Below are 25,232 nucleotides of genomic sequence, written 5' to 3'. Positions count from 1 at the left end.
CAGCGTCGTTTCCTTAAGGCAATTATATAGTAAATTTAATTTGAATTCAATGGCTATTTAAATTTAGCTATGAAAAAATTGGCAGAACGCCATGATAAACGAAAAAATGCACAAAAAATATGAGCTATAATTATGATATAAGACGAAAATAACAACTGGAAATAATTATTTTTTAAAAATGATAGGAATTTAGTAATTTAGTAAATAAAATATAGTTAAATTTAATAGATAAATACAAAATAAAACAGCGCTAAATTGAAAAGCATATGACAATGGAATGGAGGTTTGAGATGTCAAATGTGGTATTGGGCTATGCGCCGACAAGGAGAAGTATTTTCAGCGCGTCGGATGCCCTGAAATACAGAAGCCTGATTGCGGATCGTTTAAGAGAACTGACAATTGATTTTGTGGATATCGATGATATCAATCCGGAGGGGCTGCTCTATGACGACAGGGACGTAAAAAAAATTGCGGAGAAGTTCAAGGCGGCGGGAGTGGAGGGCCTTTTTCTGCCCCACTGCAATTTCGGCACGGAATATGTGTGCGCAAGACTGGCCAGAGAGCTGAAGGTTCCGGTGCTGCTCTGGGGGCCGCTGGATGAGAGGCCTGATGAAAACGGAGTACGTCTCAGAGATACCCAGTGCGGCCTCTTTGCTACCGGAAAAGTTCTCAGAAGATTTCAGGTTCCCTTTACATATATGACCAACTGCCGGTTAAACGATCCGGTATTCGAAAGGGGACTCAGGGATTTTCTGGCGGTGTGCAACGTGGTGAAAACGTTCCGCCGCATGCGAATTCTGCAGATTTCCACAAGGCCGTTTGATTTCTGGACAACCATGTGCAATGAAGGAGAACTTCTGGAAAAATTTAATATTCAGTTAGCTCCGGTTCCCATGACTGAACTGGTAGAAACGGTAAAAGCGGCAAAAGTGGAGAAAACTAAGGCTGCAGGCATGGTCGCCTATATCCGCAGGAACATGAAAGTGAAAATTGAGGACCGAGAAGTGGAAAATGTGGCCGCGTTAGCCGTTGCGATGGAAGAGCTGGTGAAAAAGTATGGCTGTCAGGCTGCGGCAATTCAGTGCTGGAATGCCCTGCAGACAGAACTGGGCATCATGCCCTGCGCGGCAAATGCCATTTTAAATGAAAAGGGCATTCCGGTAGTCTGTGAAACAGATGTCCATGGAGCGATTACAGCCCTTCTGGTGGAAGCGGCCGGAATGGGTGAGACAAGAAGCTTTTTTGCGGACTGGACGATCCGGCATCCGGATATCGAAAATGGCGAGCTGCTTCAGCATTGCGGGCCATGGCCCCTGTCGGTGGCAAAGGAGACACCGGAACTTACGTATCCGCTGGCTTTCGACCATCCGGGCAGCCTCACGGCGGAAGCGCGCCATGGAGAGATTACCCTCTGCAGGTTCGATGGGGACAACGGGGAATATTCTATGCTTTTGGGAAATGCAAAAGGTGTAAACGGCCCCAGGGGAATGGGCACCTATCTCTGGATAGAGGTGAAAAATATTAAGCGTCTGGAAGCCAAAATCGTGGAAGGGCCGTACATTCATCACTGCGTGGGAATTCACAAGGATGTTGTTCCTGTTTTATATGAAGCATGCAAATACATCGGTGTGAAGCCGGATTTTTATGATCCGATTGAAGAAGATGTTAAGGCGTATTTAAGAGGGGAATGAAAAGACATGAAGAATTTAAAGGCGCTCGCTTATAAGCTGCGGGAAGATGTCATCGATATGATTGTGGAAGGAAAAGCCGGACATATCGGCGGAGACATGAGTGTTATGGAGATTCTTACAGAGCTTTACTTTGATCAGATGAACATCGGTCCGGACAACATGGAAGCTCCTGACCGTGACCGTTTCATTCTGAGCAAGGGCCATTCGGTGGAGGCCTATTACGCGGTGCTGGCTGAGAAGGGTTTCCTGGATATTAAAGACGTAATTGCCAGGTTCAGCAGATTTGGATCCCGGTATATCGGACATCCTAATAACAAATTGCCGGGGATTGAAATGAATTCAGGCTCGCTGGGGCATGGCCTTCCTGTCTGTGTGGGCATGGCTCTGGCAGCCAGGACGGATGGAAGAAACTACAGAGTATACACGGTTATGGGCGATGGCGAGCTGGCGGAGGGTTCTGTCTGGGAGGGAGCCATGGCGGCCGGACACTATGGGCTGGATAATCTGTGCGCGGTGGTGGACCGAAATCGTCTGCAGATTTCCGGAAATACGGAGGATGTGATGGGACAGGAGGACCTCCGGGAACGCTTCCGTTCTTTCAGATGGCATGTAATTGATGTGGCTGACGGAAATGATATTGATCAGCTGAAAGCGGCGTTTGAAGAGGCAAAGCGGATAAAAGGGCGGCCGACGGTGCTGATTGCCAATACAGTGAAGGGAAAGGGCTCTCCGGTCATGGAAAATAAGGCTGACTGGCATCATAGAGTTCCGTCGCATGAGGAATTAAAACAGATCAGAAAGGATCTGGAGGAGAGAAAGGAGGAGGCGCTTCGTGACTAAGACGGCTAATAAACAGGTGATCTGCAAGGTACTGCTGGACGCGGGAAAGAAGGATGAGAACGTTATGGCCCTGTGCAGCGATTCCAGGGGAAGCGCATCGTTTACGGAATTTGCCAGGGAGCTTCCGGGACAGTTTATTGAGACGGGGATTGCCGAACAAAATCTGGTGAGTATTTGTGCGGGTCTGGCAAACTGTGGGAAAAAGCCCTATGCCGTGTCCCCTGCCTGTTTTCTTTCGACGAGAAGCTATGAACAGTGCAAAATCGATGTGGCGTACTCAGATACCAATGTAAAACTGATCGGGATCAGCGGCGGCGTCAGCTACGGGGCTTTGGGAATGAGTCATCATTCGGCTCAGGATATTGCGGCAATGGCTGCGGTGCCTAATATGCGGGTTTATCTTCCGAGCGACAGGCTGCAGACGGAATGTCTTATGAAGGCTCTCCTGAGGGATGAGAAGCCGGCTTATATCCGGGTCGGGCGAAATGCAGTGGAAGATGTGTATGAAGAGGGATGCGTACCTTTTGAAATGGATAAAGCCACTGTCGTTGCTCCGGGGACAGATATAGCGATTATTGCGTGCGGAGAAATGGTAAAGCCTGCGGCAGATGCGGCAATACTTCTGAGGGGAAAGGGAATTTCTGCTGCGGTTCTGGATATGTACTGCATAAAGCCTTTGGATAAGGAAGGGATCATAAAGACGGCAGAACACGCGAAAGCGGTGGTCACCGTAGAAGAGCACGCGCCGTTTGGAGGGCTTGGTTCCATGGTCAGCCAGGTAATCTCAGAAAACTGTCCGAAAAGGGTCAGAAACCTCTCACTGCCCGATGCTCCGGTTATTACTGGCACATCGGGGGAAGTTTTTGATTATTATGGTTTGAATGCCGAAAATATTGCAAAAGTTGCGGAAGAGCTGTTAAAAGATGAATAAGTACATATTAGCGGTGGATCAGAGCACGCAGGGCACCAAAGGACTGATATTTGATCGGAAGGGCAGGCTTCTTGCCCGGGCGGATCGCCCGCACAGGCAGATTGTCAACGAGAAAGGGTGGGTAGAGCACGATCCGGAAGAAATTTTGAAAAATACGGTCGTCGTTTGCCGGGAAGTTATTGAAAAAACGGGAATTGACGCGGATGAAATTGAAGCTCTGGGCATTTCAAATCAGAGAGAGACGTCGCTGGCATGGAACAGAGAAACGGGCGAACCCATATATAACGCGATTGTCTGGCAGTGTGCCAGAGCCGGGGAGATCTGTGAAGCCCACAGAAAGGAAGCGGAAGATATACGGAAAAAAACCGGGATTCATTTATCGCCCTATTTTCCTGCTTCAAAGCTCCAGTGGCTGATGCGGAACGTGCCGGAAGTCGAAAAACTGGCAAAAAAGGGAAAGCTGGCGATGGGGACGATAGACAGCTGGCTGGTATACCGTTTATCCTGCGAGAGGAATTTCAAAACAGACTATTCCAACGCGTCCCGGACCCAGTTGTTTCACATTGGAGATCTGTGCTGGGATCAGGAGCTGCTGCGCAGTTTTGAAATACCGGAGCAGGCTCTGGCAGAGGTTTCTATGTCAGATTCCTGTTTTGGAACGACAGATCTCAATGGAGTGCTGAGAAAAAAGATACCGATTTTAGGAGTGCTGGGAGACAGTCATGGAGCGCTGTTTGGACAAAACTGCCGGAGCAGAGGGCAGCTGAAGGCGACTTACGGAACGGGTTCATCGGTAATGATGAACCTGGGAGAACGGCCGGTATACAGTGATTCGGGAATTGTAACCAGCCTGGCATGGGGGAAAAATCACAAGGTAGAGTATGTTCTGGAGGGTAATCTGAATTATACAGGAGCTGTGATCAGCTGGCTCATGAATGATGTCGGACTGATCACCCGGCCGGAGGAGGCGGAAGCCTTCGCGCGCGGCGCGAATCTGAATGATAGAACTTATTTTGTGCCTGCATTTACAGGGCTGGGCGCCCCTTATTGGGATTCCGGGGCCACAGGCCTTCTGACAGGGATTACCAGGACTACAGGAAAAAATGAAATAGTGAAGGCCTGTCTGGAGAGCATAGCTTATCAGATTACAGATCTGGTCTGTCTGATGAGGCGGGAATCCGGGTATGATATCCGGGAAATGAAGGCGGATGGCGGTCCTACAGTAAACGCTTACCTCATGCAGTTCCAGAGCGATATGGCCCGCGCCGATGTGAGAATACCGGGCCTGCAGGAGCTGTCGGGCATGGGGGCTGCTTATCTGGCAGGCATCTCTTCCGGGCTCTATGATGAGAAACAGATTTTTGAGCATGTTTCCTACAGCACGTATCATCCGGCGCTGGCTGGTGATAAAGCTTCAACGCTTTATCAGGGGTGGCAGCAGGCGGTAGGGCAGGTGTTAGCCCACGGAAATTGTAAATAAAAAGCAGGAAAGGGTGGCTTTGGTGGAGAATCAGGTATTATTACAAATTCAGCATGTATCGAAAAGCTTTGGACTGACCCGCGCCCTGAGAGACGTCTCCTTTGATGTGCGAAAGGGAGAGGTACGGGGGTTCATCGGAGAAAATGGTTCGGGAAAAAGTACGCTGTCCAATATTATTGCCGGGGTGTATGAGAAGGATAAAGGAAAAATCATTCTGGACGGGAAAGAATGGAAGGCGGCGACGGTCGTGGAAGCGGAAGAGCAGGGAATCGCTTTAATTGTACAGGAAATAGGAACAATTGAAGAAATTTCTGTGGCCTCCAATATTTTTCTGGGCAATGAAAGGCGTTTTGGAAGCAGGGGAATTATCAATTACCGAAAGATGAACCAGGAGGCGAAAAAAGCGCTGGAGCTCATCGGCGCTTCCGACATTTCTCCGGAAAAACCAATCGGGGAATATAATCTGGAGGAACGCAAAATTATAGAGATCGCGAAGGCCATTTATACACATCCCAAGCTGTTAATTGTGGATGAAACAGCAAACGCGCTGTCCTCTCATGGGCGTGAAATTCTTTATTCGGTCATTCGGGACGTCAGGAATTACGGCGGGACGGTACTGTTCATCACTCATGATCTGGAAGAACTGGTCAGAGTCTGTGACAGCGTAACAATTCTGCGTGACGGTGTATATATTGATACCTGTTACGGAAATGAAATGATAATCAATGAGCTGAAGGTTAAAATGGTAGGGCGTGAAATGAGCGGGCATTATTACCGGACGGAGGAAGAGGGCTCCATGGGTGAGAAAGTAGTAATGAGCGTAAAGAACGTATTTACCAGCGCGTTGAAGGATGTCAGTCTGGAGCTTCACGAAGGTGAAATCCTGGGCCTGGGAGGACTGTCAGACTGCGGCATGCATGAACTGGGCCGTCTGCTGTTCGGGCTGGATCAGCCCTATTCCGGAACGCTGACCTGCAACGGAAGGACGGAACGGCTGAAAAATCCTGTACAGGCCATTCGGCGCAACATCGGTTATGTATCTAAAAACCGTGATTCGGAAGCGATTATCCTGCGGGACAGTGTGAGAAACAATATCTGTCTGTGCAGCCTGGATAAAATCTCGAAATTTGGATTTGCCGCGCCAAAGACGGAAAACAGTTTTGTGGATAGGTGGATTGAAAGGCTGAAGGTGAAGGTAAATAACCGGTCGGAATATGTGGCCTCTCTGAGCGGTGGAAACAAGCAGAAGGTGGTTCTTGCAAAATGGCTGGGGCGTGGTTCTAATATCCTGATTTTTGACTGTCCCACCCGCGGCATAGATATCGGGGTCAAAGAAGCTATTTATACGCTGATGAGCGAATTGAAAGCTCAGGGTCACGCGATACTTCTGATATCTGAGGAGCTGCCGGAGCTGATCGGCATGTCTGACCGGATTCTGATCATGAAGGACGGCAGGATTGTCTGCGAAAAAATGCGAAGCCCTGAAATTACAGAGCCTTTGTTGATTAAGGAAATGATCTGAGGAAGGAAGATAAAGATATGAAAAAGAACAATGGAAAAGGAATGGAACTGTTTATTAATATCTTTCCCTTCATCAGCCTGGCGGTTGTATTTGTGGGCTTTGTGGTTTTGAGCGGCGGCCGCACGTTGACGCTTGCTAATTGCCGTAAGATTTTTGAACAGTCGTTTTCATTACTTTTAGTGGGCGGAGCTGCGGTATTTCTTCTGGCGCAGAATTGTCTGGATATGTCTGTCGGAGCCGCTATAGGCATGGCTGGCGCTGTGGCCGCGCTGGTATCTAAAACAAGTATCCCGCTGGCTTTGCTTGCCGCCCTGGGAGTCGGCCTTCTGATAGGAGCGGTTAACGGCTTTTTGCACGGCGTGCTGGGAATTAATGCAATGATTGCGACGCTCGCCATGCAATTTATTCTGAGAGGTCTGCTTTTGATTGTCTGTAAGTCAGGTACCCTTGGAATTGCTGCGGGTATGTACGACCTGGATCATATCGGCCTGAAGGCCGGCGTCTGTATTGCCTTTCTTTTCACGGCCTGGCTGTTCTTCCGGTTTCACAGCTATGGAAAAAAGTGTAAGGCGGCGGGAGCCGGGGAAGCGTCAGCCATTCAGTCAGGAGTGAATATTGCGGAAGTAAAGATAATTGGATATGTGTTTATGGGAATAACGGCAGGACTGGCAGGCTTCTTCACTGTTATACGCACCGGAGCGGCCATGTACAATACGGGAAATATGGTGGAATTTGATACGGTTATTGCTTTGATTCTGGGAGGAATGTCCATCAATGGGGGTGCGGATTCCAAATTCAGAAGTTCTGTGATCGGGGTGCTGATTCTGGGGATATTGAATAATGGGATGGTTTTGCTGGGGCTGGGCACTTATCCTCAGCTGATTACCAAAGGAGTTATTTTCATTTTTGTTCTGGCGACGACTTTTACCATAAGAAATAAACTGAATTCCGGAAAGAAGCTGGCGTAGCAAAACTATAAAATAGCCGGGTTCACAGTTACTGGAAGGCCCGAAGCTATAAATAACCACATGTTTCATTCATTAAGGAGGAAAAAAGAAATGAGAAGAAAAGGAGCAAAAGCAGCAGCGGCTATTTTGGTGGCCGCATCAATGGTACTCGGAATGGCTGGCTGCGGCGGATCATCCGCAGGTTCATCTGATTCAGGAAACGCAGGCTCATCGGCCGGCACTTCTTCGGCCGCGGGCGGCACGGAATCCGGAGCATCCGGCGCGGATTCCGGCGGCAGTTCCGCGTCGTCGGAAACAGCCGGAGATATTAAACTGGGACTGAGCATTTATTCTACGACAGATGCGACCGCCGGCCCAATGGTGAATAATATGCAGGCGGCCTGTGACGGCATGGGCGCGGAGCTGGTAGTGGCTACCGATGATCAGGATTTGGAAAAGGAAATCACAAATATTGAGAATCTGATTGCAAACGGATGTCAGGCGGTATTCTGTCTGCCCTATTCGGATGATTCAATTCCCCGGATTGCGAAAATCTGTGAAGAAGCAGAAGTGTATTTTGGATTTTACTGGTATGATCTGACCAACGAGGAGACCCATGACGTGTGCTACAGATCAGATTATTTCCTCGGAAACATCTACGAGGATGATGTATGGAGCGCGTACACCGCAATGAAAACCTTAAGTGAAGCCGGGGCTTCTCATATCGGTATGTTTGGGCTTCCCACCGGACGTACTACCACTACAAAACGTGATAATGGTATTCAGAAGGCCTGTGAAGAGTTTGGAATGGAGATTCTTGTGGAAGACCGTGTAAACACCAATACATCTGATGATGCGGCTTCTTCCGTGGAATCCATGGTCTCTTCCTATTCGGAGCTGGATGGCATTGTTATTGCCGGCATGACACAGACCTGTCTGCCGGGCGTTATTCAGGCGCTGCAGAATCTGGGACTGACTGATAAGGTCAAAGTGTCCTGTATTGATTTCAATGAGAATCAGACGGAGTATTTTGAAAAGGGTTATGTAAATGGGGTGATCGGCGGACATTTCACGGGCTGCGCATGGCTGGCGGTTCTGGCAGTTAATAAGCTTCAGGGAACTCCGCTGACGGATGAGGCGGTTTCTGTTAAAGACGAATTCCTGGTTCTTCAGTCCGCTGATGATGCCAAGAATTATGATGCGTATCTGTATGCTGAGCTTCCTTATACGGCTGATGAGTATGCGCAGATGTCCAGAAAGATCAACGGTGAATTTACCTATGACGATCTGCTGGAGATCATCGCTTCTTACAGCGTTGAGGATGTCATGACGCGCCACAACGCGGGATGATAGAAATCCGGCTGCCGGGGAGAAGATTTTATGAGCAAAAAAATTATTAATTCAATAGTGGTAGTTATGGTGCCGGTGGCCCTGTACCTGTTTTTTCTGATACTGAGGCCCGGATCATTTGGGAAAGTAAATACGGTTTATATCATATTTACTCAGTCGTTTATTACCTGTATGATCGCATGGGGCATGCAGTATCTGGCAAAGATGGGAGAGTTTGATCTGGCGCTCGGAGCGGAAATGATTCTGGACAGCATAGTTGCGGCATTGCTGTGCGCGAAAATCGGGTTTGCCGGAATTATTGCCGGCTGTCTGCTGTCGGCATTTGTATGCGGAATTGTGAAAGGAGTTCTCTACCGCATTATGCGGATTCCGATTATGATTCTCACCATTGCCCTGGTGTATCTGCTGGGCGCCTGCGGCGGACTGATTACCAATTCGGCTGCCCTGACGATCCCCTATGAATATACGTTCCTGGGCCGTGCACCCGGCAATATTATTGTTTTTCTGCTGACTGGAGCGGTCATGTACATTCTGTCTGACAGGAGCGTGTACGGAGCGAATGTCAACGCGGTGGCCGGCTCCGAGAGTATATCCCATAATAATGGCATCAGTGTGGAAAAAACCAAGATCAGATCGCTGTTTCTGAGCAGCATGTTCGCGGGGGTTACGGCTATTGTGCAGCTGAGCCATGGCAGCGGTGTTACGCCGTCTGTGGGGCTGGACAGCATTCAGAACATCATGCAGCCGATCATGAGCGTCTTCATTGGCTTTGTGATGGCCCAGTATATAAATATAGTGTTCAGTATTTTTGTGGGGTCTGTTCTGATGTCCATTATCAGCAATGGCATCACGGCTCTGAACTGGTCCTCCGCTATTTATAATGTGGTGGTAGGCGCAATTCTGCTGCTGATCATGGCTTATATGAATGTGGCAAAAATATATTCCAGAAAGCATGAGGAAAAAATTGGAGCCCTGAAAAACATGAAAGAAATGGGCGCCCGGGAAACCTGAGTGTTATAATGATATTCTGATATCAGTCTGACTTATGGAGGTAATTACATGAAATTTAAGAAAGCACCATACGAAGTGCCGGAGTGCAAGAAAATTAAGGTGATCTGTGATACGGATGCCTACTGTGAAGGAGATGACCAGTACGCAATCGCCCACCTTCTTATGACGGAAAAGCTGGAGGTTCTCGGCTTTACGGCGGAACATTTTGATACTCTTCTGCTGGATTCCAAAACCGGCGGGAATGATTCCATGCAGCAGAGCTATGATGAAATCTGTAATGTGCTGGAGCTGATGGGCCTCAGGGAAGACTATCCGGTCTTTAAAGGCGTGGTGGATCATCTGCGGGATGAAAAAACGCCGGAGAACACCGATGCCGGCAAATTTATAGCTGAACAGGCTTCCGGGATGAAAGAAGGAGAGAAGCTGGCAGTGGTTGCGCAGGGCGCGATTTCCAATGTCGCGGATGCGCTTCTGATCAACCCGGAGATCGCTGATAAGATGTTCGTGATCTGGATTGGCGGCGGCGCATATCCGGAAGGCTCCTGGGAATTCAATCTGAACGGCGACGTCAATGCGGTCAACGTGGTGCTTGATTCCAATGTGGAGCTGTGGCAGGTACCGTGCAACGTATATTCCATGATGAAGGTATCTTTCCAGGAGCTGTATGAAAAAGTCAGCCACTGCGGAAAAATAGGAAAATATCTGTATGAAAATCTGCTGCGGGTTAATACCAAGCTTTGCGAAATTCCGCTGTTCGGCGGAATGTCCACCTACCCGGGGGGCGAAAGCTGGCAGCTGGGCGATTCTCCGGTTGTGGGTCTTCTGATGACCGACCATTGTTACGATTACGAATTAATGCCGGCTCCCCGTGTTGATGAGGAGGGACATTACCTGCTGCGGCCGGCTAATGAAAGAAAGATCCGTGTTTATAATTATGTGGATCACAGAATGATTCTGGAAAACATGTTTGCAAAACTGAAATATTATTACGGCGATGCAGAAAGATAATTGAATGGTTTGGCGGTAAAGGCAATGCTCTGAGCTTTGTGTAAAGTCTTAGAGCATTGCTTTTTGTTTTGGCTGAATGCTATAATTGTTCTGTAAGAAGCGGATAAATTATGAGTTGCAAAGGAGAAACCGGATGGGCAGAAAAGAAATAACAACAGAAGAAGATTTGAAGGCAGTCATCAATCTGCTGGACAATTCAGGAATACTATATTGGGTGGACGGCGGATGGGGAGTTGATATACTGGCTGGCAGGCAAACGAGAATTCACAGAGATATTGACATAGATTTTGACGCTCAGCACACAGAAAAATTATTAGGTATACTTCTGAACTATGGATATGAAACAGATACGGACTGGAGGCCCGTCAGAATAGAGTTATATAGTGATGATTATGGCTATTTAGACATCCACCCGTTTGTTCTGAATGAGGACGGTACTTCAAAACAGGCTGATTTGGAAGGCGGATGGTATGAATTTGAAAGAGATTATTTTGATCAGGTTGTTTTTGATGGAAAGGCAATCCCGTGCATATCTTTAAAAGGGCAGAAAATTTTTCACTCAGGTTATGAGTTAAGAGATAAAGACAGGCATGATATTTCTGTCCTTGAAAGCATATCAGAGTAGGGAATATCGGTACGGATTGATTCCGGAAACGGGTTTCCATACAGGGGCTGTCACAAAGTATATTTTTCATACAGGACATTGACGTTGAAGTCATTCACTGAATGTATGTCTTGTGGGAATTATATACTTTGTGACAGCCTCTTTATTTGCCCCCGTAAACGCCGGAAGATTCCCGCTCAATCAGGCGGTGGGGCAGGATCGTATGAGTTTCAAAGGAGGCGTTGCCGGTCATGCTCTGGTGCAGGTGGAGCATGGCGGTTTTGCCGATCTCATAACAGGGCTGCGAAACCGTGGACAGATGCGGGTGAAACATATGAACGAACTCCAGATCATCAAATCCCCAGACAGAAAGCTGCTCAGGAATGGAGATGCCCAGTTCGCTGGCTGCCGACAGCGCGCCCAAAGCCAGACGGTCGGAAATGCAGAATATGGCCGTTGGGGGATCGGGTAAAGTTAAAAGCTTCTTGGCCGCCTCTGTTCCGCTCTCAAAGGAGTAATCGGTGGAGGCGTAGACAATATAATCCCTGCGGAATAACAGGTTGTTGTCATTTAAAGCCTGACAGAAGCCCTGATAACGCTGCGTTGTTGATATAAAACCATTCTGGTTGGTGATCATGCCGATCTTCTGGTGACCGTCCGCGATCAGGTGCTGGACGGCGTCATAAGCGGCCTGAAAATTATTGATGCCCACATAGGGGGCATCCAGAGACTCTACATATTCAGAACAGAAAATCATGGGAAAGGTTCCAATATATTTTTTCAGCCAGATATCGTCCTGATTGCAGAAAAGGAATATAATGCCGTCCGCCCGCCTGTTCTGAATTGTGTGCAGCAAAATCTCTTCCTGCTGTGGATCGTGCTCCAGATTGCAGATGTACGCGCTGTAATCCAGCTGTCTGGCCGTGCCGCTGATCCCTTCCAGAATGCTGTAATAATAGGGATTGCTCAGACGCGGAATAAAGACCAGAATCGAACGGCTTTCGTTGCGCCGCAGGTTTCTGGCAGTCAGATTGGGGGCATAATTTAATTTATGAATCGCGTTAATAACCTTCGCTGTGGACTTGGGACTGACGGAAGGGGAGCCATTCAGCACTCTGGATACAGTGGCAACAGACACATGTGCCAGTTCTGCAACTTCTTTAATTGTAGCCAACTGCTTCTCTCCTTTATGTTTATTTGAATCGCTGCACAACGGTATACAAAAGACAATGCGTTTGAAGAAGGCAAATGCCTGAAATATGTGTATATCGATGCTGTCGAATCAGAAGATGAAATTTAACTTAACTATAGAAGAAAAAATGGAGAATGTCAATAAAATGCTTAAAAATTAGATACAAAATAGCTAAATTAGCAACGATTACATTTTTAAACTCTGGTAATTAGATACAAAAAAAGAGAAAAATATTGTATAATCCGCTGAAATACTTGTAAAAAGAGGAGATTTTATTGACAAAACGAGAAAACAAATTATAATAAAATGTAATCGATTACATTTTGCAATTGAAATGTGAACCGAAAGGGATTACCTGCGGGGGATCCCGTAACTTATGCCCCTGACGGGGCGGGGGAACAGCTTTCACTGTTCCATAAGGCAGAAAGGAGAGAAAATGTTAGCTGCAAAATTACCAAAATTAGAAACGGTAGAGGTTGTGGAAGAACCGATTCCTGAACCGGGGAAAGGCGAAGTATTGATCCGAATGAAGGCGTCAGCCCTTTGCAGAAGTGATTTGCACCGCTATCACGGAACTCAGATTTTTGACGAAGATGAATCAGCCTGTTATATTACGCCGGGACATGAGCCCTGCGGAATTGTGGAAAAGCTCGGAGAGGGAGTCACCAGGGTAAAAGAAGGGGACCGCGTCGCGATTTATCTCGGACTTGGCTGCGGTACGTGTCCGGACTGTCTGAAGGGCGACGTCATGGTGTGCAGGGACTTTAGATGTATCGGATTTGCCGTTAACGGAGCGCATGCCGATTACATGACGATACCGGAAGAGAATTGTCTGCTGATGCCTGATGAGATGGATTTTATTACGGGCGCTTTGGCTACGGATGTCGGGGGAACATTATATACAGCCTGTAAGAAACTGGAACTGAACGGAACGAAGACCGTCGCGATTTTTGGCTGCGGCCCCATGGGAAGCGGCGGCATATTGATGGCCAAAGGGTTTGGCGCCAGAGTTATCGCTGTCGATACGGATGAAAAGCGGCTGGCCCTGGCTTCGGAAATCGGCGCGGACTATGTGTTAAACCCTGCCAAGGGAGACGCCGTGGCGCAGATCCGTTCCATTACCAATGGATTGGGAGCTGACGCTTCAATCGTGACGGCGGGCAATAACGCAGCGCTGAATTCCGCGCTGGACTGTGTAAAGGCAAAAGGCATTGTCGGCCAGATTGCCGAGTGCAACAGTGCCACGATAGACCCGAGCAATCAATTCCTGCGTAAGATGATAGATCTGAAAGGCTGCTGGTATTTTAACCGCAGCGACTGGGAAGAGCTGGCTGAATTTATCGTGAATAAGCCGATTGAACTGAAGAAAATCTGTTCCAATACATATCCCATTTCAGAAGCGGAGACGGCCTTCCGGCTGTTTGATTCCGGCAAGGTTCAGAAAGTCGTTTTTGTCTGGGACGATTGAGAGTGATTACAGGGTGAACAATAAATTTATATAATATTTTAAGGAGGGATCTTATGAAAAAGAAACTGATCGCATTACTGTTATGTCTGGCCATGCCGGCGGCGCTGGCAGCCTGTGGGGACACAGCTACATCGGGAAGCACGTCCGGAGGAGGTACCTCATCGTCTGCGGCTTCTTCTGCCTCGAAATCAACTGAGTCAAAGAGCGAATCCACAGCCTCTTCCTCCGCTTCGTCAGCGGCCGGGGAGTATGAGAAAATTGACCTGAATAATGATGTTGTTTGGGGTGATGTAGGTCCGGATGGCAGCGTTCCGGCCGGTTTGGATGATGTTATGCTCACAGATGAAGAGGTTGAACAGGTGAAAGCAGGAAATTATAAAGTCGCAATCTGCTATCATCAGCTGGACAACCAGGTGAATCAGAGCAAGCTTCAGGCAACGCTGGACGTATTTAAAGAACTGAATATTGAAGCTGTCTGTACAACCGACGCGCAGTCAGACGCCAATAAAGAGGTGAACGACCTGGAAAATGCTTTATCTCTGAATCCGGACCTTCTGCTCAGCATGCCCTATGATGTAGAAGTGACCAAGGCCGCATATCAGCAGTATATTGACGCGGGAATTCCCATCGTATTCATGGAAAACGCGTCTTCTGATTTCGAAGCCGGTAAAGATTATGTCTGCGTCACCAACTCCGATTCCTATGGAAATGGAAAATACGCGGCGATGCTTCTGGCAGAAGCTTTGAACTATGAGGGAAAAGTCGCGATGGTATATTATGACGCGGATTTCTTTACCACAAATGAGAGAGACAGAGCGTTCCGCGAGACAATTGCAAATTATCCCAATATTGAAATTGTAGCAGAGGCCGGCTTTACCAGCATTGACGAAGTGGGCACGGTAGCGGACGGTCTGTTCGCGGCAAATCCGGATGTGGATGGCGTCTATGCTTCCTGGGATATCCCGGCTTCCGACGTGATTACATCTGCCAGGGCTATTGGACGCAACGATCTGGTTGTTACCGGCGTAGATCTCGGTGACGAATCCGCATATATGATCGCCAGCCGTGACATGTATGTGGGAACCGGCTGCCCGAAAGCGGTAGAAACCGGAAAGATTGAAGCATATGCCTGTGCGCGGGCGCTCCTGGGCCTGGATGTTCCCACCTATCTGGTTTCATCCTCTCAGCCGGTATGTTATGAGAACGTGCTGGACGCCTATAAAATCTGCTTTAATATTGAGGCACCTGACGACATCAAGGCGGCGTGGGAAGAGAACAAATAAGAGGTAAATGTTTATGGATGCTAATTGTGTTGTCTCAATGGAAAATATATGCAAAGCCTTTGGGGGCAGCCCAGTTCTGAAAAATGTAAATTTCCTTTTGAAAAGAGGGGAAGTGCACGCCCTTGTGGGAGGCAATGGCGCCGGCAAATCGACTCTGATGAAGATTATGAACGGAGTCTACAGTAAAGACAGCGGCATTGTGCGCGTAGAGGGACAGGAAGTAGAATACCAGAGTATCCGGGATGCCTGGAAATACGGGATCCGGATGATTTTCCAGGAATTGAGCCTGTGCTCTACGCTTAGTGTGATGGAAAACATATTTTTGACCAACGAGTTGAAAAAAGGAGGTCTTCTGGACAAGAAGACCATGCGGGCAAAAACGGCAGAAATTTTAGAAGAGCTTCAGATAGAAGCCAGGCCTGACGATTTGATAGCAAATCTGCCGGTTGGAACCTGCCAGCTGATCGAAATCGCGAAGGCGTTATCGAGCGACGCCTCGGTTTTGATTTTGGATGAGCCTACAGCATCACTGACAGACCGGGAAACGAAAGTACTGTTTCAGCGTGTGAATGAACTGAAGAAAAAGGGAATTTCATTTATCTACATTTCTCACCGTATGAAAGAAATCTTCCAGATCGCCGACCGGATCTCCGTCCTCAGGGACGGAGAGATGGTCCTGACAACAGAAATTGGGTCTATAACGATGAATGAAGTGATCGCTCAGATTACCTCAGGGGAAAGCGGGGACCTGGTCTATCGTCCCCACAAGACCCCGATTACAGACAACCCGGAATTGTTCCGGGTGGAAAATCTTACTGTTGGAGAACTGGTGAAGGGTGTGAATTTTTCCATCAAACAGGGAGAAGTGCTGGGAATTGCCGGGCTGCTGGGCAGTGGAAGAACGGAAACGGCGGAAGCGATTTTTGGAATACGGAAATACCATTCCGGCCGGTTTTTTATGAATGGAAAGGAGATCCATATTCATTCCATTCACGACGCGGTAAAGAACAAAATTGCATTAATTCCGGAAGACCGAAGAAGAGAAGGGTTGGTGCTGTCTCATTCCCTGGAACAGAATCTGTGCCTGACCAACCTGGAAAAAATAAAAAGAAGGTGGCTTTCCAGCAACAGGAAGGCCAGAAAATTCTCGGAGGAATGTGTGCGGGATTTCAGCGTGAAAACGGCCGGCGTGAATGTGCCGATGGTCAGCCTTTCCGGCGGCAATCAGCAGAAAATTGTCATTGCCAAGTGGCTGAAAACAGTTCCCAGACTGTTGATCATGGACGAGCCTACGGCCGGCGTCGACATAGGGGCTAAGGGCGAAGTGATTGAAATTGTCCGCGAATACGCGTCCAACGGCAATGGAGTCTTGTTCATTTCGTCAGAGATGTCAGAGCTTCTGGCAGTATGTGACCGGATTATTGTGTATTGCGACGGCACGCTGACGGAAGAATATACACGGGAAAGTATTACAGGTGAGGAGATATTGGAATATGCAATCCAGCAGTGAGAAAAAAATAAAATTTGATATCAGCAAATATGTGGTTTATATCATATTTGTTCTCTGTATTGTGATTTTTGGTATTTGGCTTGGAGGGTCATTCTTTTCTGTGACAAACCTGCTGAATGTAGTGCGCCAGTCCGGCGCGATTGCTGTGATGGCCATAGGAATGGTATTTATTATCGGCCTGGGACATATTGATTTGTCTATCAGCTCCGTGGTAGCCGTATCGTCTCTGATGATCGGGCTGGTTTTAAGGAGCACAGGAAATATTCTCCTTGCGCTTGTCGCGGCTCTGGCCTTTGGGGCGGTAGTGGGAATCTGCAACGGGTTCTGCGTTACCCGCCTCCACATGCCGGCATTTCTGACGACGCTGGGCACGCAGAGCGTGCTGACAGGTATTGCCATGTGGATGACAGGAACCAAGGCGATCCCTATCACGAATAAGACGTTCCTGTACTGGTTCGGATCCGGACAGGTGGGCGGTGTGATCCCCATTCTGCTGTTCTGGGCCGTGGCTGCCATGATCCTTGGGCACATAGTGCTGAGCTATACTTCCTTCGGGAGGAAGGTGCTGGCTTCCGGCGGAAATACAACGGCGGCCAGATATGCAGGCGTGAATGTAAAGCGCGTCACCATGACAGCGTTTATATCACAGGGAATGCTGGCCGCTCTGGCCGGAGCGCTGTATGCTGGGAGAACCCAGGCGGCCAGATGGGACTTTGGAAGCGGTGTGGAAATGAACGTCATTGCCGCGGTTGTGCTGGGAGGTACCGCGATGAGCGGAGGAACCGGTTCAGCGATTGGTGCCGTGGTTGGTTCCGTGCTGATCATGATGATCAACAACGGACTCGTAATAGGAGGTCTGGGCGTCGCCCAGCAGACACTGATGCAGGGCGTGATCATTATTATTGCCGTCGCGTTGAGTGAGCTGGGAAGAAAGAGAAGGGAATAGAGAAATATGATAAAGGCAACGAATCATATCGGTATCTGTGTCACGGATATGGAAAAGTGTGCGGCCTTTTATGAAGAGGTCCTTGGACTGCAGAAGGTCTATGATGATGAGATGGAAGGAAAGTTCCTGGATACGGTACAGGGGAGAGACGACATGCATTACCGGATTGTGAAGTATGTCTCCCCGGAAGGCTTTATGATTGAACTGCTGCAGGACTTTAATCACGAAGTAAAGCCGCAGAAAAATAACTGCCTTCAGAACGCGGGCCTGAGACATTTTGCCTATGAGGTAGACGATGTGGACGAAGCATACCGCCGGGTGAAAGCAAAAGGATGTGAAACTGTCAGTGAACCGTGTACCAGCGAGGATGGTTCCATGAGGCTGTTTTTTGTCAGGGATCCGGAAGAGAATCTGATAGAGCTGATGGAGTTTCCGCTGAAAAATAAATAAAGAAAAGGAGAACAAGTTATGAAATATGCGTTTAATACATGGGCATACAGCCATTTTCCCTGCTGGGTTCCCTCATACCCCCTTGAGGAAGTGATCAGGCGCCTGGCCAGAATCGGCTATGACGGACTGGAGCTGGGCTGCGCGCAGCCGCAGGCATGGCCGTATTTTACCGGGAAAGAGGAAAGAAAAAGAGTCAGAGAGCTGTTAAAAGAGTATGGCATCCGGATTTCATCCATTCTGCCGGCGCCGGGAGGCGGCCCGGGAGGAAACATCGCGTCTGCAAACCCGGCAGAACGGGAATGGACCAAACAGTATTGGAAAGACTGTATGGATATGGGGCTGGAAATGGATGACTGCAGGACTTTGCTGTGCGTCTGCGGCTGGTATATTTACGGAACGAGAGAAAGAGATGCCTGGAAATGGGCGATGGAAGGCCTGAGTGAAGTGGCGGACTACGCCGCCAAAAGCGGAGTGACACTGATGCTGGAGCCGACGGCCACGGACAGCAACCTGGTTGAGAGCTGTGAAGATGCGATCAATATGATGGAAGATATCGGAAAAGAAAATGTGAAACTGATGTTTGATACAACACACGCTTTATACCGGAATGAAGTGCCTTCAGACTATGTATACCAGATGGGAAAAAATCTGAAACACATCCACATGGCTGACTACGACAGAAAAGCCCCGGGCACCAACGGCTGCGATTTCCTGGATATCATGCAGGCCCTGAAGGATATCGGCTATGACGGATATGTGACCATGGAGAACGGATTCCCCACCAGGGATTGTCATCCGGATGTTGTGGCGCGTCAGTCTCTGGAAAATCTGAAAGCGATAGAAGCGCAACTGAAATAACCGGCGGGGAGGAAAACATGATTCATGTAGGTGTAATTGGATGCGGAAAAATTGCCCAGGTTCGCCATTTGCCTGAATATGCGGATAATGAGGAAGCTCAGATTGACGGAGTTTATGACCTGAATCCGGAGAGGGCGAAAGAAATTGCAGAGAAATATGGGGCCAGGTCCTATTCTTCGTACGAAGAATTGCTGGAAAATCCCGAAATTGAAGCGGTTAGCGTATGTGTGGCGAATGACGCTCACGCGGAGATTACCATTGCGGCTTTGAAAGCGGGTAAACATGTTCTGTGCGAAAAGCCAATGGCTGTGACTCTGGACCAGTGCAACGCGATGGTGGAAACGGCCAGAGCCTGTGGAAAGTATCTGATGATAGGGCATAATCAACGGCTGGCAAAAGCGCACCGCATGGCAAAAAAACTGCTCGAAAAAGGAGAAATAGGAAATATTCTGACTTTTAAGACCAGCTTTGCCCACAGCGGGCCGGAAAACTGGGCAATCGACCGGAATAATATGTGGTTTTTTGATAAAAACAAATCAGCCTTTGGCGCCATGGCTGATCTGGGCATTCACAAAACAGACCTGATTCAGTTCCTGACCGGGCAAAAGGTGTCGGAGGTATCGGCGGTGATAACCACTCTGGATAAGAGAGACAGCAGCGGACAGCTGATCGGGGTGGATGATAACGCGATCTGTATCTATAAGATGGATCGCGGAACGGTTGGCACAATGACTGCCAGCTGGACCTGTTACGGGCCGGAGGACAATTCTACGATCCTGTATGGTACTGATGGAGTCATGCGTATTTATGATGACCCGAAATACTCCATAGTGGTAGAAAAGCGGGATGGTGACAGAGTGTATTATGAGGTGGATCAGATTCAGACGAACGAAAATCAGACGAAATCAGGAATCATTGATCTGTGGGTCGAGTGTCTGGTCAGAAAACAGGAACCGGAGATTTCGGGGGAAGATGCCCTGAGCGCCATGAAAGCTGTATTCGCGGCGCTGGAATCCTCGAAATCAGGGCAGTGTGTGCGGGTCAGGTAGGGAGGAATAAGAGTGAAACTCGGAGTAATAAGTGCGATTCTGGGAGAGCTGTCATTTGAGGAAATGATTGATTTTATCGCTGAGCTTGGCCTGGAATGTGTTGAGGTCGCATGCTGGCCGACCGGGAAAGCGGAACGCAGGTACGCCGGCGTGAGCCACATAGACGTGGCAAATTTAGATCGGGAAAAAGCAGATTATATACAAACATACTGCGCAGAGCGGGGAATTGAAATATCAGCCCTGGCTTATTATCCCAATACTCTCGAACCGGATCAGGAAAAGAGAAAAATATATATCGATCATCTGCTGAAGGTGATCGACGGGGCCGCCATGCTGGGAGTGCAAACAGTGACCAGTTTCATCGGAAGAATTCCATATAAAAATGTGGAAGAGAATCTGAAAGAAGCGGAAAGTGTGTGGAAACCGATTCTGGAGCACGCGGAGAGCAAAAATGTCCGGATTGCCATTGAAAACTGTCCGATGCTGTTTACCGATGACGAATGGCCGGGCGGGCAGAATGTCATGACGTCGCCGTCCAACTGGCGTAAAATATTTAAATTAATTGACAGCAAAAATCTGGGTCTGAATTACGATCCTTCGCATTTTGTATGGCAGCAGATTGATTATATCAAACCGCTCTATGAGTTCAAAGATAAAATTTTTCATGTGCATTTTAAGGATATTAAGGTATACCCGGAGAAATTAAAAGATGTGGGCATTATGGCGACGCCGCTGGAATATATGAGTCCCAAAATTCCCGGGCTTGGGGATGTGGAATGGGGAAAATATGTATCCGCGCTGACAGATATCGGCTATGACGGCTGCGCCTGTATGGAAATAGAAGATAAAGCCTTTGAGGGGTCGGTGGAAGACGCCAAAAACGCGGTCCGCCTGACCACGAGATATCTCAGGAATTTTGTGATCTGACAGAAAATAAAAGGATTTTAATGAAGAGAATAGAATGAAACAGGGCACCTGGAAGATCAGACTTAGTATAAGCTGTCGCTTTTCAGGTGCCTCATCCATAAAGAACAGAAAAAAACAGGGAGGTCGGAACGATGCAAAGCGAACAATTCACCCATTTGTTTTCACCGATACAATTGGGAGATGTCACATTAAAAAACAGAATCATCTTTTTGGCACATTGGACAAATTACGGCAACAATCACGGATATCAGGAAGACGGCCTCGCTTCGGAGCGGCTGGCCATGCATTACATAGAGCGTGCCAGAGGCGGGGCCGGCCTGGTGTGCGTCACACAGAGCGTTTCGCCGACCGGTCAGATGGGACGGACGATGGTGAATGCCCATGACGCCAGAAATGAAAAGGTCTTTCGCTGGATGTGCGATGAAATCCACAGATATGGAGGTAAAGTTTTCGGTCAGTTTAACCACTGCGGCCATACTTCCTGCATGCAGCGGCCTCCGCTGCTGTACGCCCCGACGCAGATGCCGGGGCCGCACTGCTATGTAAACACGAAGGAACTGGAAATTGAGGAGATGGAGGAAATAAAAAAATATTACGTGCAGGCGGCGGTTTATGAAAAGGAGTGGGGATTTGACGGTATGGAGCTGAAAATTGCCCATGACGGACTGCTGAGGACGTTTATTTCTCCCTATCTGAACCGGCGGACAGACCAGTATGGAGGAAGCTTTGAAAACCGGATGCGTTTTCCGCTGGAGATCATCGACGCCATCCGACGTGAGGCAGGGCCGGGATATCCCATCGGGATCAGGCTGTGCATGGATGAATTTACAGAGTGGGGCTATAGCTGGGATTATGGAATCCAGGTGGCCAGAGCGCTGGAAGAGGCTGGCGTTACTTACATTAACAGCGATGCGGGGTGTTTCAGCAATTACAACTTTGAAATTCCGAACAATTATATTCCCATGGGATTTGGAGTATATATGGCTGCAGAGCTGAAAAAAGCCGTGAAAATTCCGGTGGTGGCCTTCGGAAGGATTAATGACCCTGTGCAGGCAGAAGGGATTCTGGCAGATCGAAATGCGGATATGATCGGGATGTGCAGGCAGCTGATCTGCGATCCTGAAACCCCCAATAAAGCCCTGGAGGGACGACTGGATGATATCCGCCATTGTGTGGCCTGTTCGGAGGGCTGCGGGATGGTTACCACACAGGAAGGCGTGGTGTGCGTACATAATCCTGCGGCGGGAAGAGAGAAAAGGCTGGGGATCGGCACTTTGACAAAAACCGGTCAGAAAAAGAAGATACTGGTGGCAGGCGCCGGCATCGCCGGTCTGAAAACGGCTGAAATTGCGGCCAGAAGAGGCCATCAGGTCAGCGTTTATGAGAAAGGGCCGCAGGCCGGAGGCCAGATGCTGCTGGCGGAAAAGATCCCGATGAGGGCGGAGATGGGGGAAATATACCGCTATCTGCGGGTGCAGCTGCAGAGAATGGGAGTTCCCGTTTATTATAACTGCCCAGTCGGGATGGATCTGATCCGGGAGAAACAGCCGGACGTCGTGGTGACCGCTACCGGATCTGTCCCCACCCTGCCGGATCTAGGTTCCGGCTGCGGGGCAGCGCTGCTGAACCCGAGGGAGGTGATAGAGCATCCGGAAAGAGTCGGTGAAAAGGCTGTGGTAATCGATGATATCGGATACTGGCAGGCCATGGGGGTTGCGGACTATATTTCAGTGATGGGAGCGCAGGTCAGCATCGTAACCTCGCGTTTGTTTGCGGGATCAGATATAGAGGAAACCTGCAGAGAGAACCTGAACCGCCGTCTGGCGAGAAGGGGTGCGAAAACTTATACCAGCAGCCGTCTCGTGCGTGTGGAAGGCAGGACGGCGGTGTTTGAAAATATTTTTAACGGTGAAGAATTCTCGCTGAAGGATCTGGATACTCTGGTCGTGGCTCAGGCCAGCCGATCGGATAATGAGCTGTATAAGGAACTGAAAAAAAGCGGAGAATTTGAAACTTACTGTGTAGGAGATGCGGCGGCTCCGGGTACGGTCCTGCGGATTATTTTTGAGGCAGAGGAATTGGGACGGAAACTTTGAAAGGAGAAGGAAGATGAAAATTGTCGTATGTATCAAACAGGTTCCGGATACCACAGAGGTAAAAATTGATCCTGTAACAAATAATCTTGTTCGGGAGGGGATTCCAAGCATTATGAATCCATTTGACGAGTCTGCCCTGGCCACGGCGCTGCGTCTGAGAGAAAAAGCGGGGGGAACCGTGACACTGGTTTCCATGGGACCGCTTCAGGTCCGGAAGGAGCTGGAGAAAGGGCTCAGGATGGGAGCCGACCGGGCTGTGCTGGTGAGTGACCGGAGGCTGGGAGGGGCGGATACCCTGGCGACCGGTTATGCTCTGGCCCAGACCATTGAAAGACTGGGGTTTGATCTGGTGCTGTGCGGAAATGAGGCGATTGACGGCTGTACCGGACAGGTAGGGCCGATGATCGGGGAATTCCTGCATATTCCGGCGTTTACCTATGTATCATCCATTGAGACGGATGGCAGGGGGATACGGGTATGCCGCAGAACAGAGAAATGGGAGGAAACTTACAGGGCAGAGGTGCCGGCCGTAGCCTGTCTGCTGAAAAGCCGCCCGGATGCTGAGGCGGTAGAAAAGGATTCAGAGAAAGAAATTGAAATCTGGAACGCGGATTATATGGACGAGTCCAGAATCGGTACGGTGGGCTCCCCCACGAAGGTGGCGGCAATATCAGTTTCCGAAAGGGCCAGAAATTACCTGGAGGTCGATTATTCCTGGGATCTGGATAAACGCATGGAATATATTTTTAATGGCGGGCTGGAAGTGAAGCATCAGCCGCTCAGAAGAGGAACGAAAGAAAAATTAGCACATGAATTGCTGCGGGAAGGATGGGCTGAGTATGATTCACTTTGAAATAGAAAAATGTACCGGCTGCGGCTGCTGTGAATCAGCCTGCAATTTCGGAGCGCTGCGGATGGAGGACGGTTATCCTGTGATAGGAGAAGGCTGTGTGGCCTGCGGCCGCTGTGTGGAGGAGTGTCCGGCTGGCGTTCTGACGGAAGAAGCACAGGAATGCCGGATCAGCAAAGAAAATTATGAGGGATTTTGGGTGATCGGGCTGGAAGAGGATCGGCAGCGGCTGAGCAAGGTTTCTCTGGAACTGCTGAGCCAGGCACGCAGGCTTGCAGATAAAAAGGGAGGCAGGGTAACGTTTGGAGTCTTTGCGGACGAGGTGAGCGATGCCTGGAAAACGGCCGCTGAGAGCGTAGGCTGTGATGAGATCCTGGCCTTTCAGGGACAGGCGGGGCAGGATGATGATATGGATTTCCGGACAGGCGCGGTCGTGCAGGCCATACAGTCCGGAAAGCCTGAGGTGGTTTTATTTCCGGCAACCGCTGACGGGCGTGATCTGGCGCCGAAAGCGGCCTGCCGTCTGGAGACCGGGCTGACCGCGGACTGTACTGGCCTTGACATGGATGAAAACGGAAATCTGGTGCAGATACGTCCAACGTATGGAGGCAGTATTATGGCGTCCATCATCACGCCGAATCACAGGCCGCAGATGGCGTCTATCCGTCCCAATGTTCTGGAGGTAGTAAAGGCGGAGCGCCCGGGCAGCGTTCGCACAGAAAAGTTCCGTGTGAGAAATGAGGAAACTTTTGGGCGCATAATAAAGGAAAAGATTCAGGAAATCAATCATGCTTTTGGGGACCTTGGGGAAGCGAAAGTCATTATCGCAGGCGGTTATGGACTGGGAAACAAAGAGAATTTTTCCAAAATGTGTGAGTTATGTAAAAGGCTGCATGCCGCGGCGGCCGTCACCAGAAAAGTGGTGGATGAAGGCTGGGCGCCTTCGGAAATCCAGGTGGGACAGACCGGAAAAACAGTGGCGCCGGAACTGTACATCGCTTTTGGCATTTCCGGCGCGCTGCAGCATACGCTGGGGATGAATCATTCCGGAAAGGTTATCGCGGTGAATAACGATCCGGCCGCCCCGATTTTCGGAATCAGCGATGTGGCCATACTGGGAGACGCCGGAGCAATCATCGGCGAGCTGCTGAAAATAGTATAAAGGGGCAGGGGCCAGGGCGGTTTATAATTTTAAAGCCTCAGACTAGCATTTTCTGTG

At 49.1% G+C, this 25,232-nt stretch carries 22 protein-coding genes; 21 read left to right on the top strand and 1 reads right to left on the bottom strand.

Annotation, left to right across the window (positions count from 1 at the left end; all coding sequences use genetic code 11):
* The first annotated feature begins 290 nt into the window (after positions 1-290).
* The 10 genes from H9Q79_RS12210 (at position 291) to H9Q79_RS12165 (ending at position 11,405) form a co-directional block, all read left to right on the top strand.
* Positions 291-1,691 carry an L-fucose/L-arabinose isomerase family protein gene (locus tag H9Q79_RS12210; protein WP_249328383.1) on the top strand — a complete coding sequence of 467 codons (1,401 nt, stop codon included), beginning with the start codon at positions 291-293 and terminating at the stop codon, positions 1,689-1,691.
* A 6-nt stretch (positions 1,692-1,697) separates the two neighbouring features.
* Positions 1,698-2,531: a transketolase gene (locus tag H9Q79_RS12205; RefSeq protein ID WP_118645022.1), complete on the top strand. Its 834-nt coding sequence runs from the start codon at positions 1,698-1,700 to the stop codon at positions 2,529-2,531.
* Positions 2,524-3,462 (top strand): transketolase family protein, encoded by a 939-nt coding sequence (locus H9Q79_RS12200; protein ID WP_118645025.1) that lies wholly within the window; start codon positions 2,524-2,526, stop codon positions 3,460-3,462. The genes H9Q79_RS12205 and H9Q79_RS12200 overlap by 8 nt, the downstream gene beginning before the upstream one ends.
* Complete coding sequence (locus H9Q79_RS12195; RefSeq protein WP_249328382.1) at positions 3,455-4,942, top strand: FGGY-family carbohydrate kinase; 1,488 nt, start codon at positions 3,455-3,457, stop codon at positions 4,940-4,942. Before H9Q79_RS12200 ends, H9Q79_RS12195 begins: the two co-directional genes overlap by 8 nt.
* Positions 4,943-4,964: 22 nt before the next feature.
* On the top strand, positions 4,965-6,464 hold the full coding sequence (locus H9Q79_RS12190) for a sugar ABC transporter ATP-binding protein (RefSeq protein WP_249329722.1): 1,500 nt from the start codon (positions 4,965-4,967) through the stop codon (positions 6,462-6,464).
* Positions 6,465-6,481: 17 nt separating this feature from the next.
* The gene (locus H9Q79_RS12185; RefSeq protein WP_249328381.1) at positions 6,482-7,432 is read left to right on the top strand and encodes an ABC transporter permease; all 951 of its coding nucleotides are present in this window, start codon (positions 6,482-6,484) and stop codon (positions 7,430-7,432) included.
* Between the two features lie 90 nt (positions 7,433-7,522).
* A complete protein-coding gene (locus H9Q79_RS12180; protein WP_249328380.1) occupies positions 7,523-8,761 on the top strand; it encodes a sugar ABC transporter substrate-binding protein in 1,239 nt (412 codons plus the stop codon).
* A 30-nt stretch (positions 8,762-8,791) separates the two neighbouring features.
* On the top strand, positions 8,792-9,772 hold the full coding sequence (locus H9Q79_RS12175) for an ABC transporter permease (protein ID WP_118645040.1): 981 nt from the start codon (positions 8,792-8,794) through the stop codon (positions 9,770-9,772).
* Positions 9,773-9,820: 48 nt separating this feature from the next.
* Positions 9,821-10,780, top strand: coding sequence for a nucleoside hydrolase (locus H9Q79_RS12170; protein ID WP_118645043.1), 960 nt, complete (start codon positions 9,821-9,823; stop codon positions 10,778-10,780).
* 133 nt (positions 10,781-10,913) lie between these two features.
* A complete protein-coding gene (locus H9Q79_RS12165; RefSeq protein WP_118645046.1) occupies positions 10,914-11,405 on the top strand; it encodes a nucleotidyltransferase domain-containing protein in 492 nt (163 codons plus the stop codon).
* A 142-nt stretch (positions 11,406-11,547) separates the two neighbouring features.
* On the opposite strand, the gene H9Q79_RS12160 is transcribed toward H9Q79_RS12165, so the two are convergent.
* A complete protein-coding gene (locus tag H9Q79_RS12160; RefSeq protein WP_147371444.1) occupies positions 11,548-12,558 on the bottom strand; it encodes a LacI family DNA-binding transcriptional regulator in 1,011 nt (336 codons plus the stop codon).
* 454 nt (positions 12,559-13,012) lie between these two features.
* Between H9Q79_RS12160 and H9Q79_RS12155 the strand changes: the two genes are divergently transcribed.
* The 11 genes from H9Q79_RS12155 (at position 13,013) to H9Q79_RS12105 (ending at position 25,175) form a co-directional block, all read left to right on the top strand.
* Positions 13,013-14,044, top strand: a complete 1,032-nt coding sequence (locus H9Q79_RS12155; protein ID WP_118645287.1) for a zinc-binding dehydrogenase — start codon at positions 13,013-13,015, stop codon at positions 14,042-14,044.
* Positions 14,045-14,097: 53 nt separating this feature from the next.
* Positions 14,098-15,327, top strand: a complete 1,230-nt coding sequence (locus tag H9Q79_RS12150; RefSeq protein WP_118645052.1) for a substrate-binding domain-containing protein — start codon at positions 14,098-14,100, stop codon at positions 15,325-15,327.
* A gap of 13 nt (positions 15,328-15,340) precedes the next feature.
* On the top strand, positions 15,341-16,837 hold the full coding sequence (locus tag H9Q79_RS12145) for a sugar ABC transporter ATP-binding protein (protein ID WP_118645055.1): 1,497 nt from the start codon (positions 15,341-15,343) through the stop codon (positions 16,835-16,837).
* Positions 16,821-17,783 carry an ABC transporter permease gene (locus H9Q79_RS12140; protein WP_118645058.1) on the top strand — a complete coding sequence of 321 codons (963 nt, stop codon included), beginning with the start codon at positions 16,821-16,823 and terminating at the stop codon, positions 17,781-17,783. Before H9Q79_RS12145 ends, H9Q79_RS12140 begins: the two co-directional genes overlap by 17 nt.
* A 6-nt stretch (positions 17,784-17,789) precedes the next feature.
* Positions 17,790-18,233 (top strand): VOC family protein, encoded by a 444-nt coding sequence (locus tag H9Q79_RS12135; RefSeq protein WP_118645061.1) that lies wholly within the window; start codon positions 17,790-17,792, stop codon positions 18,231-18,233.
* 18 nt (positions 18,234-18,251) lie between these two features.
* Positions 18,252-19,091: a sugar phosphate isomerase/epimerase family protein gene (locus H9Q79_RS12130; RefSeq protein ID WP_118645064.1), complete on the top strand. Its 840-nt coding sequence runs from the start codon at positions 18,252-18,254 to the stop codon at positions 19,089-19,091.
* Between the two features lie 17 nt (positions 19,092-19,108).
* Positions 19,109-20,140, top strand: coding sequence for a Gfo/Idh/MocA family protein (locus H9Q79_RS12125; protein WP_118645067.1), 1,032 nt, complete (start codon positions 19,109-19,111; stop codon positions 20,138-20,140).
* Positions 20,141-20,152: 12 nt separating this feature from the next.
* Entirely contained in the window at positions 20,153-21,067 is a 915-nt protein-coding gene (locus H9Q79_RS12120) for a sugar phosphate isomerase/epimerase family protein (protein ID WP_249328379.1), read from the top strand.
* A gap of 131 nt (positions 21,068-21,198) precedes the next feature.
* Positions 21,199-23,163: an oxidoreductase gene (locus tag H9Q79_RS12115; RefSeq protein ID WP_249328378.1), complete on the top strand. Its 1,965-nt coding sequence runs from the start codon at positions 21,199-21,201 to the stop codon at positions 23,161-23,163.
* Between the two features lie 13 nt (positions 23,164-23,176).
* Positions 23,177-24,016, top strand: a complete 840-nt coding sequence (locus tag H9Q79_RS12110) for an electron transfer flavoprotein subunit beta/FixA family protein (RefSeq protein ID WP_118645076.1) — start codon at positions 23,177-23,179, stop codon at positions 24,014-24,016.
* Entirely contained in the window at positions 24,003-25,175 is a 1,173-nt protein-coding gene (locus H9Q79_RS12105; protein WP_249328377.1) for an electron transfer flavoprotein subunit alpha/FixB family protein, read from the top strand. Before H9Q79_RS12110 ends, H9Q79_RS12105 begins: the two co-directional genes overlap by 14 nt.
* Positions 25,176-25,232: the final 57 nt, after the last annotated feature.

The sequence above is a fragment of the Wansuia hejianensis genome (assembly GCF_014337215.1).
In the GTDB taxonomy this organism is placed as follows: domain Bacteria; phylum Bacillota; class Clostridia; order Lachnospirales; family Lachnospiraceae; genus Scatomonas; species Scatomonas hejianensis.
Note: the sequence above shows the minus strand (reverse complement) of the source record. Positions and strands in the feature narration are given on the sequence as shown.

Bases quoted from the DNA above. Each gene is read 5' to 3' on its own strand.
- H9Q79_RS12210 (WP_249328383.1), top strand. From the start codon at position 291: ATGTCAAATGTGGTATTGGGCTATGCGCCGACAAGGAGAAGTATTTTC.
- H9Q79_RS12205 (WP_118645022.1), top strand. From the start codon at position 1,698: ATGAAGAATTTAAAGGCGCTCGCTTATAAGCTGCGGGAAGATGTCATC.
- H9Q79_RS12195 (WP_249328382.1), top strand. From the start codon at position 3,455: ATGAATAAGTACATATTAGCGGTGGATCAGAGCACGCAGGGCACCAAA.
- H9Q79_RS12185 (WP_249328381.1), top strand. From the start codon at position 6,482: ATGAAAAAGAACAATGGAAAAGGAATGGAACTGTTTATTAATATCTTT.
- H9Q79_RS12180 (WP_249328380.1), top strand. From the start codon at position 7,523: ATGAGAAGAAAAGGAGCAAAAGCAGCAGCGGCTATTTTGGTGGCCGCA.
- H9Q79_RS12175 (WP_118645040.1), top strand. From the start codon at position 8,792: ATGAGCAAAAAAATTATTAATTCAATAGTGGTAGTTATGGTGCCGGTG.
- H9Q79_RS12170 (WP_118645043.1), top strand. From the start codon at position 9,821: ATGAAATTTAAGAAAGCACCATACGAAGTGCCGGAGTGCAAGAAAATT.
- H9Q79_RS12165 (WP_118645046.1), top strand. From the start codon at position 10,914: ATGGGCAGAAAAGAAATAACAACAGAAGAAGATTTGAAGGCAGTCATC.
- H9Q79_RS12155 (WP_118645287.1), top strand. From the start codon at position 13,013: ATGTTAGCTGCAAAATTACCAAAATTAGAAACGGTAGAGGTTGTGGAA.
- H9Q79_RS12150 (WP_118645052.1), top strand. From the start codon at position 14,098: ATGAAAAAGAAACTGATCGCATTACTGTTATGTCTGGCCATGCCGGCG.
- H9Q79_RS12145 (WP_118645055.1), top strand. From the start codon at position 15,341: ATGGATGCTAATTGTGTTGTCTCAATGGAAAATATATGCAAAGCCTTT.
- H9Q79_RS12140 (WP_118645058.1), top strand. From the start codon at position 16,821: ATGCAATCCAGCAGTGAGAAAAAAATAAAATTTGATATCAGCAAATAT.
- H9Q79_RS12135 (WP_118645061.1), top strand. From the start codon at position 17,790: ATGATAAAGGCAACGAATCATATCGGTATCTGTGTCACGGATATGGAA.
- H9Q79_RS12130 (WP_118645064.1), top strand. From the start codon at position 18,252: ATGAAATATGCGTTTAATACATGGGCATACAGCCATTTTCCCTGCTGG.
- H9Q79_RS12125 (WP_118645067.1), top strand. From the start codon at position 19,109: ATGATTCATGTAGGTGTAATTGGATGCGGAAAAATTGCCCAGGTTCGC.
- H9Q79_RS12115 (WP_249328378.1), top strand. From the start codon at position 21,199: ATGCAAAGCGAACAATTCACCCATTTGTTTTCACCGATACAATTGGGA.
- H9Q79_RS12110 (WP_118645076.1), top strand. From the start codon at position 23,177: ATGAAAATTGTCGTATGTATCAAACAGGTTCCGGATACCACAGAGGTA.
- H9Q79_RS12105 (WP_249328377.1), top strand. From the start codon at position 24,003: ATGATTCACTTTGAAATAGAAAAATGTACCGGCTGCGGCTGCTGTGAA.